The organism is Nitriliruptor alkaliphilus DSM 45188, assembly GCF_000969705.1.
Classification (GTDB): Bacteria; Actinomycetota; Nitriliruptoria; order Nitriliruptorales; family Nitriliruptoraceae; genus Nitriliruptor; species Nitriliruptor alkaliphilus.
The window spans coordinates 112,472-131,381 of the sequence record NZ_KQ033901.1 but is presented as its reverse complement, the minus strand read 5'-3'; the positions used below and the strand labels follow the sequence as shown (position 1 = coordinate 131,381).

21 protein-coding genes are annotated in these 18,910 nt (G+C 73.1%); 11 read left to right on the top strand and 10 right to left on the bottom strand.

Translation table 11 applies throughout. The features are described 5' to 3' along the window. The first annotated feature begins 27 nt into the window (after positions 1-27). Positions 28-558 carry a hypothetical protein gene (locus tag NITAL_RS00625; protein ID WP_052664175.1) on the top strand — a complete coding sequence of 177 codons (531 nt, stop codon included), beginning with the start codon at positions 28-30 and terminating at the stop codon, positions 556-558. Between the two features lie 22 nt (positions 559-580). On the opposite strand, the gene NITAL_RS00620 is transcribed toward NITAL_RS00625, so the two are convergent. From NITAL_RS00620 to NITAL_RS00605, 4 genes are all read right to left on the bottom strand, one after another. Continuing rightward, complete coding sequence (locus NITAL_RS00620) at positions 581-2,089, bottom strand: aminotransferase-like domain-containing protein (protein ID WP_052664174.1); 1,509 nt, start codon at positions 2,087-2,089, stop codon at positions 581-583. Between the two features lie 635 nt (positions 2,090-2,724). Further along, positions 2,725-3,078 (bottom strand): hypothetical protein, encoded by a 354-nt coding sequence (locus tag NITAL_RS00615; protein ID WP_052664173.1) that lies wholly within the window; start codon positions 3,076-3,078, stop codon positions 2,725-2,727. Positions 3,079-3,297: 219 nt separating this feature from the next. Further along, entirely contained in the window at positions 3,298-4,404 is a 1,107-nt protein-coding gene (gene hppD / locus NITAL_RS00610; protein ID WP_052669195.1) for a 4-hydroxyphenylpyruvate dioxygenase, read from the bottom strand. A gap of 315 nt (positions 4,405-4,719) precedes the next feature. Next, positions 4,720-5,118, bottom strand: a complete 399-nt coding sequence (locus tag NITAL_RS00605; RefSeq protein WP_157041538.1) for a (2Fe-2S) ferredoxin domain-containing protein — start codon at positions 5,116-5,118, stop codon at positions 4,720-4,722. A 146-nt stretch (positions 5,119-5,264) separates the two neighbouring features. Here NITAL_RS00605 and NITAL_RS00600 point away from each other — a divergent pair, with 146 nt between their 5' ends. After that, the gene (locus NITAL_RS00600; RefSeq protein WP_211262123.1) at positions 5,265-5,693 is read left to right on the top strand and encodes a CoA-binding protein; all 429 of its coding nucleotides are present in this window, start codon (positions 5,265-5,267) and stop codon (positions 5,691-5,693) included. Positions 5,694-5,883: 190 nt separating this feature from the next. Here NITAL_RS00600 and folP read toward each other — a convergent pair whose 3' ends face one another. Together folP and NITAL_RS00590 are read right to left on the bottom strand one after the other, a co-directional pair. Continuing rightward, complete coding sequence (gene folP / locus NITAL_RS00595) at positions 5,884-6,861, bottom strand: dihydropteroate synthase (RefSeq protein WP_211262122.1); 978 nt, start codon at positions 6,859-6,861, stop codon at positions 5,884-5,886. Positions 6,862-6,922: 61 nt separating this feature from the next. Then, on the bottom strand, positions 6,923-7,693 hold the full coding sequence (locus NITAL_RS00590; RefSeq protein ID WP_052664171.1) for an alpha/beta fold hydrolase: 771 nt from the start codon (positions 7,691-7,693) through the stop codon (positions 6,923-6,925). A gap of 194 nt (positions 7,694-7,887) precedes the next feature. On the opposite strand from NITAL_RS00590, the gene NITAL_RS00585 reads away from it, so the two are divergent. Then, positions 7,888-8,349, top strand: a complete 462-nt coding sequence (locus NITAL_RS00585; RefSeq protein WP_052664170.1) for an SRPBCC family protein — start codon at positions 7,888-7,890, stop codon at positions 8,347-8,349. Here NITAL_RS00585 and NITAL_RS00580 read toward each other — a convergent pair. Both NITAL_RS00580 and NITAL_RS00575 read right to left on the bottom strand, forming a co-directional pair. Further along, on the bottom strand, positions 8,339-8,743 hold the full coding sequence (locus NITAL_RS00580) for a thioesterase family protein (RefSeq protein ID WP_052664169.1): 405 nt from the start codon (positions 8,741-8,743) through the stop codon (positions 8,339-8,341). The genes NITAL_RS00585 and NITAL_RS00580 overlap by 11 nt on opposite strands. Before the next feature lie 99 nt (positions 8,744-8,842). Beyond that, positions 8,843-9,352: a cupin domain-containing protein gene (locus NITAL_RS00575; protein WP_052664168.1), complete on the bottom strand. Its 510-nt coding sequence runs from the start codon at positions 9,350-9,352 to the stop codon at positions 8,843-8,845. Positions 9,353-9,484: 132 nt separating this feature from the next. On the opposite strand from NITAL_RS00575, the gene NITAL_RS00570 reads away from it, so the two are divergent. The 7 genes from NITAL_RS00570 (at position 9,485) to ptsP (ending at position 16,935) form a co-directional block, all read left to right on the top strand. Further along, positions 9,485-11,008, top strand: coding sequence for a leucyl aminopeptidase (locus NITAL_RS00570; protein WP_052664167.1), 1,524 nt, complete (start codon positions 9,485-9,487; stop codon positions 11,006-11,008). 275 nt (positions 11,009-11,283) lie between these two features. Next, positions 11,284-12,042 carry a DeoR family transcriptional regulator gene (locus NITAL_RS00565; protein WP_052669189.1) on the top strand — a complete coding sequence of 253 codons (759 nt, stop codon included), beginning with the start codon at positions 11,284-11,286 and terminating at the stop codon, positions 12,040-12,042. After that, entirely contained in the window at positions 12,039-12,986 is a 948-nt protein-coding gene (gene pfkB / locus NITAL_RS00560) for a 1-phosphofructokinase (RefSeq protein ID WP_052664166.1), read from the top strand. Before NITAL_RS00565 ends, pfkB begins: the two co-directional genes overlap by 4 nt. Continuing rightward, entirely contained in the window at positions 12,983-13,456 is a 474-nt protein-coding gene (locus NITAL_RS00555; RefSeq protein WP_083441073.1) for a PTS sugar transporter subunit IIA, read from the top strand. The genes pfkB and NITAL_RS00555 overlap by 4 nt, the downstream gene beginning before the upstream one ends. After that, on the top strand, positions 13,453-14,934 hold the full coding sequence (locus NITAL_RS00550; RefSeq protein ID WP_052664165.1) for a PTS fructose transporter subunit IIC: 1,482 nt from the start codon (positions 13,453-13,455) through the stop codon (positions 14,932-14,934). The genes NITAL_RS00555 and NITAL_RS00550 overlap by 4 nt, the downstream gene beginning before the upstream one ends. After that, positions 14,927-15,199 carry an HPr family phosphocarrier protein gene (locus tag NITAL_RS00545; RefSeq protein WP_052664164.1) on the top strand — a complete coding sequence of 91 codons (273 nt, stop codon included), beginning with the start codon at positions 14,927-14,929 and terminating at the stop codon, positions 15,197-15,199. The genes NITAL_RS00550 and NITAL_RS00545 overlap by 8 nt, the downstream gene beginning before the upstream one ends. Further along, positions 15,196-16,935, top strand: a complete 1,740-nt coding sequence (ptsP, locus tag NITAL_RS00540) for a phosphoenolpyruvate--protein phosphotransferase (protein WP_052664163.1) — start codon at positions 15,196-15,198, stop codon at positions 16,933-16,935. The genes NITAL_RS00545 and ptsP overlap by 4 nt, the downstream gene beginning before the upstream one ends. Before the next feature lie 53 nt (positions 16,936-16,988). On the opposite strand, the gene NITAL_RS00535 is transcribed toward ptsP, so the two are convergent. Further along, positions 16,989-17,945: a helix-turn-helix domain-containing protein gene (locus NITAL_RS00535; protein ID WP_052669184.1), complete on the bottom strand. Its 957-nt coding sequence runs from the start codon at positions 17,943-17,945 to the stop codon at positions 16,989-16,991. A gap of 226 nt (positions 17,946-18,171) precedes the next feature. Between NITAL_RS00535 and NITAL_RS00530 the strand changes: the two genes are divergently transcribed. Continuing rightward, positions 18,172-18,480 carry a hypothetical protein gene (locus NITAL_RS00530; protein WP_052664162.1) on the top strand — a complete coding sequence of 103 codons (309 nt, stop codon included), beginning with the start codon at positions 18,172-18,174 and terminating at the stop codon, positions 18,478-18,480. Between the two features lie 24 nt (positions 18,481-18,504). Here NITAL_RS00530 and NITAL_RS00525 read toward each other — a convergent pair whose 3' ends face one another. Beyond that, a complete protein-coding gene (locus NITAL_RS00525; RefSeq protein ID WP_052664161.1) occupies positions 18,505-18,903 on the bottom strand; it encodes a thioesterase family protein in 399 nt (132 codons plus the stop codon). Positions 18,904-18,910: the final 7 nt, after the last annotated feature.

Sequence of the window (18,910 nt, the reverse complement as noted above, 5' to 3'; positions counted from 1 at the left end):
CCCGGGGCAGCGACCACGAGGCGAGCGGTGAGCGGAGCGGCAGCGGAGGATGTCCCGACCCGCGCGCGCCGTGCGGCGCCCCTGACCCGTCGCGAGAAGAGCTGGGTCGTGGCCGCCGGGGCGGGGCCCATCCTCCTCGCCGCGGTGGTCCTCCTCCCGGTCGCGTTGCTGACCTCCATCACGATCGGTGACGTGCTCAGCGCCGCGTTCGTGTACGGCGGGCTGCTCGGCCTCGCGGCGGCTTTCGTGGCCACCGATCGGCTGCAGGCTCGTCAGTGCCCGCGGTGTGCGGAGCGGCAGCCGAGGGCCGGTGAGGTCTGTACGACCTGCGGATACGACCTCCTCGCACGCCCCCGGTACGCCTGCGACGAGCGGCACGTGGCCTACGTCGACGACGACGGAGATGGTCGCTGCGAGTGTGGGCGACACCTCCAGCGGTTGCCGAGCCCCCGCGGCGTGGGGCCGCAGGTGGTGGCGACGCTGAAGGTCGGGGCCTTCCTGCTCGCGTTCCTGCTGGCGATCGGTGTCATCCTGAACGTGATGGAGGGGCGACTGTGACCGGATCGCTCGCAGCCGCTCCTCACACCAGCAGGCGGCTGGCCGGTCGGTGGTCGCTGGCGGCGCTGTAGGACCCCCAGGCATGGGTCAGGCGCCGCACCCCCTCGTCGAGTTCCCGCTCCGGGCAGGTGAACACGAGGCGCAGCGCGCGGCGGTTGCCCTCGTCGACCGACAACGCCGGGCCGGGGACGACCACGACCCCGTGGCGGCTGGCGTGCTCGGTGAACTCCTCGGCGTTGCCCCGGGGCAGGCGGCACCACAGCGACAGCCCACCCGCCGGCATCCGGAACGCCCACTCGGGCAGGTGCTCGGTCAGCAGCGATGCGAGGTGGTCGCGACGGGGGCGCAGTTCGGCGCGTCGTTCGGCCTGGACGGTCGCCCGCTGCTCGATCAGCTTCAGCGCGAGTACCTGGCTGATCAGCGGCGAGCCGAGGTCGGCGACGGTCTTGACGGCGAGGGTCCGGGCGGCGGCGTCCATGGGGCTGCGCACCCAGCCGATCCGCAGGCCCGCCCAGTACAGCTTCGCCGTGGAACCGAGGGTGTAGATGGGAGCCGCTGCGTCGTACGACGCGATCGGCGGGGGCAGCACGACGTCCTCGTCGAGCACCACGTCGCCCATCGCGAGGTCCTCGAGCACCGGGAGCCGGTGGGCGGCCGCCAGCGCCGCGATGGTGGCGCGGCGGTCGGCCGGTAGCACCGTCCCCGTCGGGTTGTGGAAGTGCGGTGCCACGTAGAGCAGGCGCGGGTCGGACCGTTCGATGAGGTCCTCGAGCAGGTCGACCCGCATCCCGTCCTCGTCGAGGGGCACCGGCACCGGGCGGGCCCCGAACCGCCGGAACGCGTCGAGGGCACCAGGGAAGGTGGGGCTCTCGACCAGGACCGTGTCCCCGGGACGAAGGAGCTGGCGCGCCACGAGCGAGATGCCCTGGTGTGCGCCCGTGGTGACCACGATCTGCTCGGCACGGGACGGCAGCCCGTCGGTGTCGAACCGCGCCGCGACGGCGTCGCGAAGGGCCCTGTAGCCCTGGGGCAGGTAGCCGTGGTGGGCCGTGAGCGGGGCCACGTCCTCGTGGGTGAGCGAACACAGCGTGGCGGTGACGGTCCGCGAGCCCAGCACGGCGGCGACCGACAGATCCACGACCGCGTCCTGCGGCTCGTCCTCGTGCTCACCCGGACCGGTGCGCTGCTCGCTGCCGCCGGCGGACAGGAAGATGCGTCCGGTGGCGACCGCGTCGAGACCGGCGTCGCCCTCGTCGGGGGTGCGGACCCAGGTCCCCGACCCCTGGCGGCTCTCGAGCCACCCGTCGGCCTTGAGGCGGTCGTAGGCCGCGACCACCGTGGCGCGGCTGACCGCGAGCGAACGGGCCAGCGAGCGCTCGGGGGGCAGGACCGTGCCGAGCGGGACCTCACCGCGGTCGACGGCACGTCGCAGCGCATCGGCGAGCTGGCGGTACAGGGGCCCCTCGCCGTCGAGGTCACCCTGGAGCAGGTCCGCGAGGTGCGGGCCGCTCTCGCGGATTGGCTCGTCCAACTACAGTCCAATCTGGAGGTGCTAGCGGTTGCACGCAGGCCAATGAACGCGTACGGTACCCGACATCGGCACGGAACACCGGGTCAGCTCCTCCCAAGCTCCCGAATGGACCGGTCCGAACGGACGGTGACCATCCAGCGGAACCGGAACGGCTCTCTGCCGGACCAACCGCAGGCACCATCCGACAACCGAAGACACGCGCGGGCCTCACGCTCCCTCTCCCATCCGAGGTCCGACGCGCCGCTCAGGGGACGGACCCCCTCTCCCAAGAGCGGTTCTCCCACCGCAGGGTGCCTCCCTCTCCCAGGACGCGCACCCCCGGGTCCGAGAACCCCCTGAGCGCACGACGTCCCCCCGGCCCTCCCACCGGGGGGACGCCTCTGTCTGGAGGTCTCTTCTGAGGTCGGCCTCGGGCCCCGAGGGCCCTCGGTCTCCAGCGCCGTGCGTGCTCCTCGATCCCGGAGGGATCTCGTCCGCGCCACCGGCGGCTCCCGGCGCCGTGCGTGCTCCTCGATCCCGGAGGGATCTCGTCCGCGCCACCGGCGGGACGCGTTCCGTCAGTTGCTGGCGCTCAGGCGCCAGGAACTGCGGCTCGACGGGGTGCTCCGCTCGGACCCTGCGGCAGTTGCTGGCGCTCAGGCGCCAGCAACCGGGGTGGGCCTGCGGTGGGGACCGAGGAACAGCTGCTCGGGGTCGTCGGCACGGATCGCCGCGCCGAGGAGGTAGACCGCCAGTGCCAGCGACCCGGTGATGGCCACCGCGGGCAACCACAGCGCGGCGCGGACCGCCGAGCGCTCACGCAGCGCGATCCACAGCCAGCCGACCAGGAACGCCGCGTAGATGTCGACCAGCGTCACCCGACCCCAGACGAGGTCGAGCAGCACGCGGCCGTCGTCGAGGAAGCCGCCGGCGGCCGACCCCGCGCCGATGGCGGCCACCATCGCGCCGACCAGCGTCGCGGCGAGCAGCCGCACCGCCACCATCACCATCTCGCCTCCACCCCGCGGGCGTCGACCCGCCGGCACACACCGGCGGGAGGCCCGCACGCGAGGTCCGGAGCCACGCCCCACGCGGACCGGTCGGTCGCTGGTGGTGCGCGGCCCGGTTCCTGGGCTCAGGCCCAGGAAACGGTGGTGGTGCGGCTCGTGGGTGTCGGCTGAGGCCCGGTTCCTGGGCTCAGGCCCAGGAACCGGTGGCCGCCACCGCGGTCAGAGGTTGCCGCGGCGCTCCTGGGCGCGTTCGATCGACTCGAACAGGGCCTTGAAGTTGCCGACGCCGAAGCCCATGGCCCCGTGGCGTTCGATGACCTCGTAGAAGACCGTCGGCCGGTCCTCGACCGGTTCGGTGAAGATCTGCAGCAGGTAGCCCTCGTCATCGCGGTCGACGAGGATCCCGAGCTCCTGCAGGTCGTCCCACGACTCGTCGACCTCGCCGACCCGCTCCTTGGCGCCGAGGTAGTACTCGTCCGGGACGGTCAGGAAGCTCACCCCGTTGTCACGCAACTGGCGGACCGTGGCGACGATGTCGCCGGTGGACAACGCGAGGTGCTGGACCCCCGGGCTGCCGTAGTACTGCAGGTACTCGTCGATCTGACTCTTCTTCTTGCCCTCGGCCGGTTCGTTGATCGGCAGCTTGATACGGCCATGGCCGTCCCAGAGGACCTTGGACATCAGCGCCGTGTACTCGGTCGAGATGGCCTCGTCGTCGAAGTGGCGCAGCTGGCTGAAACCCATGATCCGCTCGTAGAAGCGGGCCCAGGTGTCCATCTCGCCCTCTTCGACGTTGCACACCACGTGATCGATGGCCGACAGGCCGACCGGGCGGGCGAGCGGGTCGGCATCGACCGCTTGGTAACCCGGCAGGTACACGCCCGAGTAGTCGTCACGCTGCACGAAGGTGTGGATGGTGTCGCCGTAGGCGCGGATGGCGGCCCGCACGACCTTGCCGTGCTCGTCCTCGACGACCTCGGGTTCGGTGAAGGGGGTCGCCCCACGTTCCACGGCCATGCGGAACGCCTCCTCGGCGGCCGGCACGCGGAAGGCGACGTCCCGGACGCCGTCGCCGTGGACGGCCTGGTGCCGGGTGACCTCGTGGTCGGCGGTGAGGCCGGTGGTCAGCACGAACCGGATGCTGCGCTGCTGGAGCACGTAGGAGGCGCGGTCACGGACGCCGGTCTCCGGGCCGGCGTACCCGACCAGCTTGAAGCCGAAGGCGGTGCGGTAGAAGTGGGCCGCCTGTTTGGCGTTGCCCACCCAGAACTCGATCGCGTCGTAGCCCTTGAGCGGCAGATCGCGGCGGGCGTCGTGGTCGTCCATCGGAAGGGTCACCTCGGGTCGGGGACGGACCGACCCCGGGTCACGGCGGTCGGTCGGCGAGCGAGCCACGCGCGAGGAGACGGTCCGTCTCCCAGGCGCACGGCCCGCGAGACGACCATACGAGAACCCGGGCGGTGGGCGGCTCGGTCGCACGGCCACCGGCGCACAGCGGACACGTCCGGCGCTGTGGGCGCACGGTGCGTCAGGTGCCCGTGCATCGCGTCCTGTCACCGCACGGGCCGTTCGGCGGTGGTGCACGGTGATCGGCTCTGAGGCTTCCTGCGGCCCAGGGCCGGTAGGCCCGGTCAGGTCAGGTCAGGCCGGTGGGATCATCCCCGGCGGCAGGTCGGAACGGCCCGCCAGCGGGGACAGTTCGAACTCGGGGCGACCGATCCGCAGGAACTCGACGGGCTCGTCGTCGGCGAGGTGTTGCTGGCAGATGGCCGGGACGTCGTCGACGGTCACCCCGCCGTACCAGACGTCGTCCGGAGCGACGTAGATCGCCGGGCCGACCATGCACGGTTCGAGGCACCCCGATGCCACGACCTTGATGTCGACCAGCCCGAGGCGGCCGGTCTCCTCACGGATGGCCTCGAAGAGCCCAGCGCTGCCGTTCCTGATGCAGGACGGTCGCGGGTGCTCCGGTGGTCGTTCGTTGATGCACACGAAGACCCACTTGCGGGGCATCCCGACCCGGGCCACGGCTACCTCCATGCGACGGCTTCGGTGGTCTGTGTCGTGCGGTGCTGCGCGGTGCTGTGCCCCGTCGTTCGGACCCGTGGAGGCGACAGACGCGGGGTGACCCACCGTAGCCTCGAAGGCGTGGACGCACCGACGAGCAGACCGACCGAGGAGGACCCGTGACGACCGACCAGCGTGACGTCATCCGAACGATCCTGGCCGAGACCCGACGGATCGCTGTCGTCGGCGCCTCCGAGGATCCGGCACGACCGAGCCACGGTCTTGTCCGGCGGCTCCTCGACGTCGGGTACGCGATCACGCCGGTCAACCCGAACGCGTCGCACATCCACGGCCTCGACGTGCATCCCTCCCTGGCGGACGTCGGTGGCCCCGTCGACCTGGTGGACGTCTTCCGCGCGCCCCAGCACGCCCCGGACGCGGCCCGGCAGGCCGTCGAGGCGGGAGCCAAGGCGCTGTGGCTCCAGCAGGGCGTGCGGTCGGACGAAGCGCGTGCGATCGCAGAGGACGCGGGGCTGCTGTACGTCGAGGACGCCTGCCTCGCCACCGAGGTCGCTCGAGCCGAGATCCCGCTGCCCCCGCCGGCCTGAGGGCCGGCGCCACTCGGTCGCCGGTGGCGCGGACGAGATCGCTCGGCGATCGAGGAGCACGCACGGCGCCCATCAGTCGCCGGTGGCGCGGACGAGATCGCTCGGCGATCGAGGAGCACGCACGGCGCGCATCAGTCGCCGGTGGCGCGGACGAGATCGCTCGGCGATCGAGGAGCACGCACGGCGCCCATCATTCGAGGCCCCGGACCTCCACAGCTGGTCGTCGCCAGCCGAGCAGCGCTTCGGTCATCCGCACCGCGTCGACGGTGCGTCGGACCTCGTGGACCCGGACCAGGTGGGCGCCGCGCAGGATGCAGAACACGGCGGCGGCCAGGGAACCGTCCACCCGCCTCCCGCCGGGGGTGCCGTCGGCGTGCTCGAGGGGCGCGTCGAGCGTCTCGCCGATGAAGTCCTTGTTGGAGAGCGCGACGAGCACGGGGAACCCGAGCGCGGCGAGCTCGGGCAGCCGGCGTGACAGTTCCAGGGAGTGGGCCGTCGTCTTCTGGAAGTCGTGGCCGGGGTCGACGATGAGGCGCTCGGCCGGGACGCCGGCGGCGAGCGCTCGGTCGGTGAGTTCGGCGCAGTGGCGGACGACCGCGGCGGTCACGTCGGGGGTGTAGCTGCGCCGGTACGGACGTGTCCGGGGTCGACCGCCGTGGTGCATGGCGACGTAGCCGGCCTGGCGGGCGACGACGACGTCGAGCACCTCCGGGTCGTGCAGCCCCGTGACGTCGTTGACGATGTCCGCGCCGGCCGCGAGCGCTGCGTCGGCGACGGGCGCACGGAAGGTGTCGACCGACAGCAACACGTCGGGCTCGGCGTCGCGCAGCGCCTCGACGAACGGCACGATCCGGTCGAGCTCGTCGGCGACGCTGACCTCGTCGCCGGGGCCGCCCTTGACGCCACCGACGTCGACGATGTCGGCGCCCTCGGCCACCAGCTGTCGGCCACGGGCGACGGCCGCGTCGAGGGCGAAGCTGGCCCCGCGGTCGTAGAACGAGTCGGGGGTCCGGTTGACGATCCCCATCACCGCGGTGCGGGTCCCGAGGGCGATGCGTCGCCGAGGCAGGTCCAGCACCGGCGAGGGACGCTGCGCGGCATCGCCGGCGGAGCGGTCGGCCGCTGCGAACAGCGGCACCGACAACGCGTCCGGATGCCGCTCGGCCATCAGGTGTCGCCGGTGGCGCGGAGGGAGGCCCTCCGGGGCCGAGCGAGCACGCCCGGCGCGGTCAAGTGAGGAACTCCAGGATGGTGGCGGCGAGGGAGCCGGGGGCCTCGACGGGGATCCAGTGGCCGACGTCGGGCAGGACCTTGACGCGGCTGACGGGGATGGAGGAGCGCAGCTCCTCGGCCATCGCGAGCGGGGTGGACCGGTCGTGGGCACCGGTGACGATGAGGGTCGGCTGGCCGATCTCGTCGCGGCGCACACGGGGTGCCGACGCCAACGCCTTGCAGGCCTTGGCGTAGTTGGCGGGCTCGTTGCGCAGGAACAGCTCGCGCAGGAGTCCGACGGACGCGGACGAGGTCGCGTGGGTCTGGGGCGAGACCGCGCCTTCGAGCCAGGCGTCGACGAGGACGTCCATGCCGCCCTCGGCGACGAGGTCGGCCCGCTCGCGGTACGCGTCGGCGGTGGGCGGCTGGAAGTAGGAGATGCCGCCGACGAGCACGAGCTGGTCGCACAGCTCGGGCTCCTTCTCGGCGAGGTACTGGACGACCAGCGTGCCGAGGGAGTGGCCGACGAGGGTGACCGACGGCAGCTCGAGGTGGCGGATGAGCTTGGTGATGTCCTTGGCCCAGCCCTCGATGCTGAACTGCCCGCGGCCCTGGCTGCGGCCGTGGCCGCGGAGGTCCATGGCCATCACGTGGTGGTGCTGCTTCATGGCCTGCATCACGCCGTGCCACACGTTGGCGGAGCCGCCGAGGCCGTGCACGAAGACGACGGGGGGACCCTCGCCGTAGCTGAGGTACTGGATGGTGTTGCCGTCGATGTCGGCGAACAACGTGGGGACCTTCCCTGGGGCCGTGGGGCGGCGTCGCGCCACGCACGGCGGAGGTTTGGGGGGTGCGGCGCGGTGGCCGCGGTCGAGGCGGAGCCTAGCGGCGCTCCGCTCCACCCCATCCGGGCGGGCGTCCCAGCGGGTCCGTGCTACGAACCGGGTGGGGCGCCACCGGCGGCGCTCACGAGGAGGTCGACGTGCGGCTCGAGGTGTCGGTCGAGGCGGCAGCGCCACGGCAGGTGGTGTGGGACGTGCTCACCGCGTGGGAGCGTCAGAGCGAGTGGATGCTCGACGCGAAGTCGGTGGAGGTCCTGACCCCGCAGCGCGAGGGCGTCGGCGTGACGATCCGGTGCCCGACGAACCTGTTGGGCTTCACGGTGGAGGACGTCATGCGGGTCACGGCCTGGTCGCCGCCCGACCTGCTCGAGGTCACCCACCTCGGGCGGATCATCACCGGGTCGGGGGCGTTCGAGCTGGTCCCGCTCGGCGCGGACCGGACCTGCGTCCACTGGTGGGAGGAGGTCGATCCGCCGCTCGGTGCGCTCGGCGAGTGGGGTGCGTCGACGCTGGTGCTCCCCGTCCTGCGGCGCATCTTCACCCGGAGCCTGTCCAACCTCGCCGTGTTGGCCGAGGAGGCAGCGGCGGACGTCAGCCCGTGACGGTGGGGGCCGCCTCGGCGATCTGACCGGCGTACTCGCGCCCGTCGACGACGAGGTGCTCGACCGATCCGCGCGCGACGATGGCGCTGCCGCGACGCACCAGGACCTCGCAGACCAGCTTCCCCGAGGTCACCGAGGCGACCGTCGCGGTGAGCGTGAGCTGGGCGCCGACGGGTAGGGGGCCGCGCAGGTGGATGTCCAGCGAGACGACCGTGGCGACCTCACCCGTCTCGAGGTGCGGGGTGAGCAGCGTGCGGGCCACCTCGTCGGCGGCCTGCAGCAGGGCCGGCGCCGTGCACAGGGGTGGTGCCCCCGGCACGACGTGCGTGGCGAGGTCGTCGGTGACGGTCAACTCGAGGGTGTTCGAGTCGCCGCGTGGGGGTCCGAAGCGCATAGGGGAGCAGTCTCGCCGGTGCCGGCCCGCACCACAAGCCCGGTGCGGCGTGACGGCTCACCGCGCGCGGTCCCGGATCAGGTCGTGCTCAGTCCGTGCTCAGCCCGTGCGGTCCCGATCGACCCCGAGCAACCCCCGCCAGGCACGCACGAGGACGTTGGGTCGATCGTCGTCGAGGCGGATCGCCGCGGCCTCGTCGGACACCGGGGCGGCGGGCCGCTCCTCACCGGGGGGTGAGACGGTCGCGACGACGATCAGCGGGTCGACGCCACGGTTGTCGATGCCGTGGACGACGCCAGCGGGCACCAGCAGCGTGCCCATCGGGTCGAGGCCGATCTCGCCCTCGTCGGTCACGAACCACGACCGTCCCCCGAGCACGGTGTAGCTGGCGTCCTGGTCGGGCAGGCGCAGCACGGGGGTGGCCTGGCCCGGCTCGATGCACCACAGGTCGACCGCGAGGCGGTCGGTCGCCAGGGTGCGCACGCGGCGGGCCTCGTCCCGGGAGAAGTCGACGTAGTCGCGCAGGTCGACGGGCACGACGCTCGGTGCGTCGTCGGTGGCGTCGGCCGGCTCGGACGCGGGTGTGTTGTCGCTGTGCGGGTCGCTCATGGGACGGCAGGGTAGGCCGGTCACCGCCCGTCGCCGCGTCCGCCCGCCGCAGCCTCCGGGGAGCGAGCTAGCGTCCCGCCTCGGGGACCGCGCGTCCAACCACCATCCTCCGCCGATCGCCGGGAGTCACCCGTGCCCACCGTCGCCTCCTCCGCCACCGCCCTCGTCGAGCAGCAGGCTGACCTGCTGGCCGTCGCCGCCTTCTCCGGCGAACCAGCCGAGGCCGCCGGGGGCGACGCCGCCTCCGGCGCGCCTGCCCCACCCGTGCTCACCGAGGGTGCGACGGCCGCCGCGGCTGCCCTGGGGGTCGACCTGCCCGCCGAGCTCGTGGCGGTGGGCTTCGACGGGTCGGCCGGCAGCACGGTGCGGGTACCGACGCGCGGCTCGGTCCCGGCGACCACGCTGCTCGTGGCCGGACTGGGCCCGCAGGCGTCGGCGACGGCCGACCACCTGCGGCGCGCGGCGGCGGCGGTCGTGCAGGCGGGATCGCGTTCGGCGTCGCTGGCGACCGACCTGCACCTGGCGCTCGGCGGGGACCTCACCCTGGCCACCGAGGCGGTCGTCGAGGGGCTGCACCTCGGCGCGTACCGGTTCGTGGGCTACAAGTCCGACTCCACCCCCGATCAGCTCGAGACGATCACCCTGCACGGCGGGGACGCCGCCGTCGTGGACGCGGCCACCGCAGCCGGCACGGTCACCGCGACGGCCGTGGCCCTCGCCCGTGACCTCGTCAACACCCCGCCGCAGGACAAGCGGCCGCCGGCGCTCGCCGACCGTCTCGTCGCGGAGGTCGAGGGGACGGCGGTCACCGCGCGGGTGCTCGACGAGGAGGCCCTCGCCGAGGGTGGGTACGGCGGTCTGATCGGCGTGGGACAGGGTTCGACACAGCCACCTCGGCTGGTCGAGCTGTCGTACGCGCCCGAGGGAGCCACACGCCACGTGGCCCTCGTGGGTAAGGGCATCACCTTCGACACCGGCGGGATCTCGCTCAAGCCGTCGACCTCCATGGAGACCATGAAGATGGACATGGCGGGCGCGGCCACGGTCGCGGCCGTGGTCACCGCCGTGGCGGCGCTCGAGCTGCCGGTCCGGGTGACCGGGCTGCTCGCGCTGGCCGAGAACATGGTGTCCGGCACGGCGACGCGGGTCAGCGACGTGCTCACGATGCGTGGCGGCACCACCGTCGAGGTCATGAACACCGACGCCGAGGGCCGGCTCGTGCTGGCCGACGCGCTCGTGGACGCCTGCGAACTCGAGCCCGACGCGGTGGTCGACGTGGCCACGTTGACCGGTGCCGCGGTGATCGCGCTCGGCGAGCGCATCGGCATCGTGCTGGCCAACGACGACGACCTCGCCGACGACCTCCTGGCGGCGGGTGCGCAGGCGGGCGAGCCGTTCTGGCGCCTGCCCCTCGGTGAGGAGCAGTACGGCGAGGAGCTCGAGGGCGCGGTCGCCGACCTGCGCAACGTGGGTGGCAAGGGTGCGGGGACCATCCGTGCCGGGCTGTTCCTGTCGCGGTTCGTCGCCGAGGGGACCGCGTGGGCGCACCTCGACATCGCCGGCGTGGCGTGGACAGACGACGCCTCCGGGTACCGCAGCAAGGGCGCGACCGGTGTCCCGGTCCGCACCCTGATCAGCTGGCTGCGCGACGCCTGACCCCGTCCGGCCACCGCGGCCGCCCGGATCGCGATGGCAGTCCGGGTGCGTTGGACCTGCTCGTCGACGGCGACGGACGCACCTGCGTGAACGCCCTGCACGCGGGCGTCGGAGCGGATGCCGCCGCCCGGATAACGGACACGAACGGAGAAGAACAAACAAAAACGGTTGCACTCGGACCTGTGTTCGCGTACGGTGGACCACGAGAGCCCGTCTGGCGGCGGATCTCGCGGGACCCGCGGAGAGCGACGTCCTGGCGGAGCGGGAGGGTGCGCGTGTACGCCGAGGAACGACGTCAGGCCATCGCCGACCGCGCACGTCGCGACGGGCGGGTCGAGGTCGCATCGCTCGCCGACGAGCTCGCGGTCACCCCCGAGACCATCCGGCGCGACCTGACCGACCTCGAGCACCGTGGCCTGCTGCGCCGCGTCCACGGCGGTGCCATCCCGGTCGAGCGATTCCGCAGCGAGCCGGCGGTCAGCGAGCGTGCGACCCTCATGACCGCCGAGAAGCGGCGCATCGCGAAAGCCGCCCTCGAGCTGGTTCCGCCGCGCGGGACGATCCTGCTCGACGCGGGCACGACCACCGGGGAGCTCGCCGGGTTGCTGCCCGACCGCGAGCTGACCGTCGTGACCAACGCGCTGCCGATCGCGCAGCTGCTGTCGGCCCGGGCCCAGATCAGCGTCCTGCTGGTGGGAGGCCGCCTGCGTGGTCGCACGCTCGCCACGGTCGACGGGTGGGCGCTGCGCACGCTGCGGGACCTGCGCGTCGACGTCGGCTTCGTCGCCACCAACGGCATCAGCCCCGCTCGGGGACTGACGACACCGGATCCGGCCGAGGCCGAGGTCAAGGCAGCGTTGATCGAGGCGTCCCGCGAGGTGGTCCTCCTCGCCGATCACACCAAGGTCGGCGAGGACCACCTCGTCCGGTACGCCACGCTCAGCCAGCTCGACACCATCGTGACCGACACGGAGGTGACCGAGGAGGTCGCCGCCGATCTGGCCACCCACGGCCCCCGGGTGGTGCGAGCATGATCGTCACCCTGACCCCCAACCCCTCGGTGGACCGGACCTTCGAGGTCGCCGAGTTCACCATCGGCACGGTGTCCCGGGCCGACGCCGTCCGGATCGAACCGGGCGGGAAGGGACTCAACGTCGCGCGCACGCTGGTCGCCGGCGGACACGGGGTGCGGGCGGTGGTCCCGGTCGGGGGGCACGACGGCGAGCTGTTGTCCGACGAGCTGGCCGACCGCGGTGTCACCGTGGTCGCCGTCCCGATCGCGCGGCCCGTGCGGACCAACATCAGCCTCGTGACACCCGACGGGGTCGTCAGCAAGGTCAACGCCCCCGGCCCCCGCCTGACCGGCGCCGAGGTCCGCGCGCTCCGCAAGGCGACCGTCGCCGAGCTCGCCGGCGCCGAGTGGCTCGCCGGGTGTGGGTCCTTGCCGCCCGGGGCTCCTGCCGACCTGTACGCGACCCTCGTGCGTGAGGCGCAGGCGGCAGGGGTGCGCGTGGCCATCGACGCCAGCGGGGCGGCGCTGCGTGAGGCCGTCGCAGCCGGCCCCGACCTCATCAAGCCGAACCGTGAGGAGCTCGCCGAGCTGGCCGGCCGCGAGCTCACCAGTTTCGGCGACGTGCTCGGGGCGGCTCGCGAACTGATCGGCTGGGGCGTCGGAGCGGTCGTCGCCTCGCTCGGTGCCGATGGTGCGGTGCTCGTCGACACCGACGGCGCGTGGCACGCGACCCGGCCACCGATCGTGCCGCGCAGCGCCGTCGGTGCCGGCGATGCCCTGCTCGCAGGGGTGCTCGCGGCGGGTGGCCGAGGTCCCGAGGCGCTGCGCGTCGGCGTCGCCCATGGCGCGGCGGCCGCGCTCCTGCCCGGGACCGCCGCGCCAGCGCCGTCCGATGTCGATCTCGAGGCGGTCACCGTCACCCCCGTCGACCACCACCGTCCGCTGACCGAGGGAGCCCACCGATGAGCACGACGATCACCGACCTGACCGGACCACAGCTCGTGGTCGACCTCGAGGGCGCGACCGCCGAGGATCCCGCGGCCGCCATCCGGGCGCTCGCCGGGGCGCTCGCCGCCGACGGCCGGGTGACCGACGAAGCGACGTTCGTGGCCGCCGTGTTGGCTCGCGAGGACGAGACGGGCGGCACGGGGATGGGCTCCGGCGTCGCCATCCCGCACGCCAAGTCCAGCGCCGTGGCGCGCGCCGCCGTCGCGATCGGCCGGGCATCGTCCGGCATCGACTTCGGTTCCGAGGACGGCGCCCCTGCCGACCTCGTGTTCCTCATCGCGGCGCCGGAGGGCGCCGACGACCTCCACGTCCGGGTGCTCTCGCGCCTGGCCCGACGGCTCATCCACGAGTCGTTCCGTTCGGCGGTCCGGGACGCAACCAGTCCCGGCGCCGTCATCACCATCCTGGAGAGGGAGGTGGAGCTGTGAAGCTCGTCGCCGTAACCAGCTGCCCCACCGGCATCGCGCACAGCGAGATGGCCGCCGAGGCACTCGAGGTGGCCGCACGTGAGCGTGGCCACGAGATGCACGTCGAGGTGCAGGGCGCGGCCGGAGACCCGCCGCTCGCCGCCTCGATCATCGCCGAGGCCCAGGCGGTGGTCTTCGCCGTCGACGCTGCGGTCCGCGATCAGGACCGCTTCGCCGGACTCCCGAAGGTGCAGGTGCGGACGCGGGAGGCCATCGACAAGGCGGGGGAGATCATCGATCGCGCCGTGGCCATCGCCCGCGACCCGGCTGCGGCCGGTGCCGACGGGTCCGCCACCACGGACGACGCCGACGTGTTCGCTTCGGTCACCGGCTCGGGTGGTGGCCGCGCCGAGGAGGCCCGCCGCTGGCTCATGACGGGCGTCAGCTACATGATCCCCTTCGTGGTCGCCGGCGGGATCCTCATCGCCATCTCCTTCGCCATCGCCGACGCGGTGGCGATCACGGCGCCAGACATGCAGATCTTCGTCGCGGGTGAGGGCGTGCAGACACCGGGCGACCTCGGCGTCGGGGCGGTGACGTGGTTCGCCGTCGCGCTGCTCGCCGTCGGTGGGACCGCGTTCAGCATGCTCGTGCCCATCCTGGCCGGCTTCATCGCCTACGCGATGGCGGACCGGCCGGGCATCGCGCCAGGCGTCGTCGGCGGCCTGATCGCCAACCAGATCGAAGCTGGCTTCCTCGGGGGTCTGATCGCGGGTCTGCTCGCCGGTGGCATCGTGATGGCGCTCAAGGCCATCCCCACCAGCGGGGTCGTCAAGCGCATGATGCCGATCCTGGTCTACCCGATCGTCGGCACCGTCGTCGTGGGGCTGCTGATGTTCCTCGTGATCGGGGAGCCGGTCGCCGCGATCAACGCCGGCCTGTCCAGCTGGCTCACCGGCCTGTCGGGGGCGAACCAGATCGTGCTCGGGCTCATCCTCGGCCTGATGATGGCGTTCGACATGGGCGGCCCGGTCAACAAGGTGGCCTACACCTTCGGTATCGCCGCGCTCGACGCCGGGAACTTCCAGATCATGGCGGCCGTCATGGCTGCCGGGATGACGCCACCCCTCGGTCTCGCGCTCGCCACCGTGATCCGGCGCAAGCTGTTCACGCCGGCGGAGCAACAGGCCGGTCAGGCGGCGTGGGTCATGGGCGCGTCCTTCATCACCGAGGGTGCCATCCCCTTCGCGGCAGCCGACCCGTTGCGGGTGATCCCGTCCCTGATGGCCGGCTCGGCGGTCACCGGTGCGCTGTCCCTGGCCTTCGGCGCCACGCTCCGTGCGCCGCACGGCGGCATCTGGGTCATCGGCGTGATCGGCAACGGTCTGCTCTACCTGCTCGCCATCCTCGTCGGGACGGCTGTCACGGCGGGGTTGGTCATCGCCCTCAAGTCCGCTCGTGAGCGCAGCCACGTGGTCCCGGAGGCCGTCCATGCCTGAGCGCACCGTCACCCTCACCAACCCGACCGGGTTGCACGCACGGCCGGCGAAGGTCTTCGCCCGGGCGGCGGCGGCCCACGACCTGGACATCACGGTGGCCAAGGACGGCGAGCCGGTCAACGCCAAGTCGGTCCTGTCCGTGCTGACCCTCGATGGTCACCACGGCGACGCCATCACCATCGCCGCGGAGGGCCCCGACGCCGATGCCGTGCTCGACGAGCTCGAACGGCTCGTCGCCACCGGCCTCGGGGAGGAGCCCGCGTGAGCACCAGCCTGCGTGGACGCCCAGCAGCCCCCGGCGTGGCGTTCGCTCCGGCCGTCGTGGTCGGACCCGTCCTCGGGTCCGACCACGACACCAACGACCCCGAGCGCGGCGACCCGGCGCGCGAACGTGAGCGGCTCGACGCCGCGCTCACCGAGGCGGTGTCCCAGCTGCGGGCACTGGCGCAGCGGGTCGCCCACGACATCGGCGAGGACGAGGCCGAGATCTTCGAGGCCCACGCCGATTTCGGCGAGGATCCCGAGCTGGTCGACCGTGCGCGGAAGGCGATCGCGCAGGGCACCGGTGCGGTCACGGCCACCCGGAACGCCTTCGACGGCTTCCGGGAGCTGCTGGCGGCCTCCAGCAGCGAGCTGCTGAGCGCCCGCGCGGCCGACCTCGATGACGTCCGCGACCGCGTGGTGGCCCTGTTGCTCGGCCGACCGACGGAGCTGACCATCCCCGACGAGCCGTCGGTGATCGTCGCCCACGAGCTGACGCCGTCGCAGACCGCGGGTATCCCACGTGATCGCATCGCCGCCGTCGTGACCGAGACCGGCTCGCCCACGAGCCACGCAGCGATCCTCGCCCGGGCCCTCGGCGTCCCGGCGGTCGTGGGCGTCAGCGGCCTCCTCGCCGTGCTCACGGGGGGGACGACGGTGGCGGTCGACGGCCGCTCGGGCGAGGTCACCATCGACCCCGATGCCGAGGCACGCGCTGACCTCGAAGCACGCGCCGCCGAGGAGCACGATCGCCGGACGTCCCTCGATGTGCTCCGCGACGAGCCAGGCCGCACCGCCGACGGCCGTCGTGTCGAACTCGCCGCCAACCTCGGTGGTCTCGAGGACCTGCCGGCCGCGGTGGCGGCGGGCGCGGAGGGGTCCGGCCTGCTGCGGACCGAGGTGCTCTACCTCGACCGCGTCGCCGCGCCGAGCGTCGACGAGCAGACGGAGGTCATCGCCCGCATCCTGCGCACCTTCCCGGGCCACCGGGTCGTGGTGCGCACCCTCGACGTGGGCGCGGACAAACCGCTGCCGTTCGTCGCGCGTGACGACGAGCCGAACCCCGCGCTCGGCCTGCGGGGGATCCGGCTCTCGCTCGCCCGACCCACGCTGTTCCGCGACCAGCTGCGCGCCCTCCTGCGCGCGAAGGCGGCCGTCGGGAGCGACGGTGCCCGGCTCGCCATCATGTTCCCGATGGTCTCGGTCCCGAGCGAACTCGACGCTGCGCGCGAGCACCTGCGGGCCGTCGCCGAGGAGGAGGGCATCGGGCTCGACGACGTCGAGGTCGGTGTCATGGTCGAGACCCCGGCGGCCGCCCTGTCCGCCGAGCGTCTCGCCGCGCGGGCCGACTTCCTGTCGATCGGGACCAACGACCTGTTGCAGTACGCGTTCGCCGCCGACCGGCTGGTCGCGGGCGTGGCCGACCTCGCCGACGCCTGCGACCCGGCGATCCTCCGTCTCCTCGGTGACGTGGTCGCCGCGGGGCACCGCCACGGCGCGTGGGTCGGGGTCTGCGGCGAGGCGGCCAGCGACCCGGCGGTCGCGGTCGCGTTGGTCGGTGCGGGCGCCGACGAGCTGTCGATGACCCGCGTCGCCATCCCCGAGGTCAAGGCCACGCTGCGGGCGATCACGCAACCCGAGGCCGAGGCGGCGCTCGCGGAGGCGCTCACTTCGGACGACGCCACCGGCGCTCGCGCCGTGCTCGCCGCGGCCGTCGACCGTGCGGTGGCGCCTGCCTGACGCTCCCCGACGCGCGGTCCGGGGCGACGTTCTCCCCGTCGCCCCGGACGCGGTCAGCCGGTCAGCGACGCCGGGCGGCGGTGCGTGCGGCGGTGCTCGGCCGGCGAGGTGCCGGTGGCGCGCCGGAAGTGGATCCGCAGGTTCGCGCCGGTCCCGAGGCCGACGCGCTGCGCGATCGTCTCGACGGGCAGGTCGGTGGTCTCGAGCAGGTGCTGCGCGCGCGTGACCCGCTGGTGGGTCAGCCAACGCACGGGCGTGGTGCCCGTCACGTCCCGGAAGCGGCGGGCGAGGGTGCGTGGGCTCATCGCGGCGAGCTGGGCGAGCAGGTCGACCGACAGATCCTCGTCGAGGTGTTCGGTCATCCACTCGAGCACCGACTGGAGGCTGTCGCGGTACGGCTCGTCCGGGACCGGGGTGGGCACGAACTGGGCCTGGCCGCCGTCACGGTGCGGGGAGATGACCATGCGACGGGCGACGCTGTTGGCGACCCGTGCGCCGTGGTCCTTGCGCACGATGTGGAGCGCGAGATCGATGGCGCCGGCCGTCCCGGCGGACGTGAGCACCTGGCCGTCGTCGACGTACAGCACCTCGGGGTCGAACCTGATCCGCGGGTAACGCCGGCACAGGGCATCCGCGTGCATCCAGTGCGTGGTCGCGGAGCGACCGTCGAGGATGCCTGCTGCGGCGAGGGTGAAGGCACCGGTGCAGAACGAGACGAGGCGGGCGCCACGCTCGTACGCCCGGCGGAGGGGCGCCACGGTCCCGGCCGCCGCCTCGCAGGGACCACCGGGCAGGATGATCGTGTCCGCGTCCTCGAGCGCCTCGATCCCGTACGGCGTGTCGATGGTCCACCCACCGTTGACCACGAGCGGGCGGGCGACCGCGGCGAGCCGGTGGTCGTACCACTCGATACCGAGCTCGGGCCGGTCGATGGCGAAGACCTCGCACGCGACCCCGAACTCGAAGGGGTTGGCCCCCGGGCTGAGCAGGGTGACCACACGGTGCGCCACGGGGTTCCCTTCCACTGCGACGTCCGGTCGAGCGTAGACGCCGCCGACGACGGTTGGCTGGATACTTGCGGTCCGAGGCGGTCGAGTAGCGGTATCCGCGATGATCCGCGGCGTGTGACACGGCCGTGGCGGGATGCTTTCGTTCTCCGACGGTGCGGGGGCTCGTCGACGCGGACGGCGGAGGACACGCTGCATCCCACGAGATCGAGACCGACAGGAGCCGCAGATGCGCACCACCTCGGCAGCCCCCGCCACCCGCCAACCGTCGCACGCCCGCCCGGTGGATGACGACCTGACCACGCTGCTCGACGAGGTCGGCAGGACCGACCTCAGCGCCCCGGCCTGGGAGGTCCTGGCACGCCGGGCGCGGTTGCTCACCTCGGACCTCGCCGACCGCGGGCTCCTCCCACCGCACCTGGTCGTGGCGCCGACCGACCCGCCCGTGGTGGCTGCCCGTCTGCTGGCGGCCGCGTGGGGCCACGCGTCCGCCGCGGCGGACCCGACCCCGCTCAGCGTCCGGGCCGCCTGCGCGTGATCGTTCGGCCGTGGGCGACCGCCGTCAGGCCGACGCGCCCGCCGTGGGGACCTTGGCCAGGAACCGTTCGCGGTCCACGAGCACCCGGCGGTGTCGGACCTTGGCCACGGTCTGCCCCCTCTGCTCGATGTGGACGCTGAACTCCAGCCGCCGACCGTGGTGGCCGATCAAGGTGGCGTGGGCACAGACCGTCTCACCCACGGGGGTGGCGGCGAGGTGCTCGATCTCGGCCCAGGTCCCGACCGAGGTCTGCCCCTCCTCGAGATCGTCCTTGATCGCGTCCACACAGGAGCTCTCGGCGAGCCCGAGCAGCGCGGGGGTGCCGAGCACCGGCACGTCGCCGGAACCGAGCGCGAGGGCGGTGTGAGCGTCCTCGACCTGGAGGTGGCGGGCGAGCTTGAGCCCCGGATCGCAGCGACCCATGGCAGGA

Bases quoted from the DNA above. Each gene is read 5' to 3' on its own strand.
- NITAL_RS00615 (WP_052664173.1), bottom strand. From the start codon at position 3,078: ATGGTGATGGTGGCGGTGCGGCTGCTCGCCGCGACGCTGGTCGGCGCG.
- hppD (WP_052669195.1), bottom strand. From the start codon at position 4,404: ATGGACGACCACGACGCCCGCCGCGATCTGCCGCTCAAGGGCTACGAC.
- NITAL_RS00605 (WP_157041538.1), bottom strand. From the start codon at position 5,118: ATGGAGGTAGCCGTGGCCCGGGTCGGGATGCCCCGCAAGTGGGTCTTC.
- folP (WP_211262122.1), bottom strand. From the start codon at position 6,861: ATGGCCGAGCGGCATCCGGACGCGTTGTCGGTGCCGCTGTTCGCAGCG.
- NITAL_RS00580 (WP_052664169.1), bottom strand. From the start codon at position 8,743: ATGCGCTTCGGACCCCCACGCGGCGACTCGAACACCCTCGAGTTGACC.
- NITAL_RS00575 (WP_052664168.1), bottom strand. From the start codon at position 9,352: ATGAGCGACCCGCACAGCGACAACACACCCGCGTCCGAGCCGGCCGAC.
- pfkB (WP_052664166.1), top strand. From the start codon at position 12,039: ATGATCGTCACCCTGACCCCCAACCCCTCGGTGGACCGGACCTTCGAG.
- NITAL_RS00555 (WP_083441073.1), top strand. From the start codon at position 12,983: ATGAGCACGACGATCACCGACCTGACCGGACCACAGCTCGTGGTCGAC.
- NITAL_RS00545 (WP_052664164.1), top strand. From the start codon at position 14,927: ATGCCTGAGCGCACCGTCACCCTCACCAACCCGACCGGGTTGCACGCA.
- NITAL_RS00530 (WP_052664162.1), top strand. From the start codon at position 18,172: ATGCGCACCACCTCGGCAGCCCCCGCCACCCGCCAACCGTCGCACGCC.
- NITAL_RS00525 (WP_052664161.1), bottom strand. From the start codon at position 18,903: ATGGGTCGCTGCGATCCGGGGCTCAAGCTCGCCCGCCACCTCCAGGTC.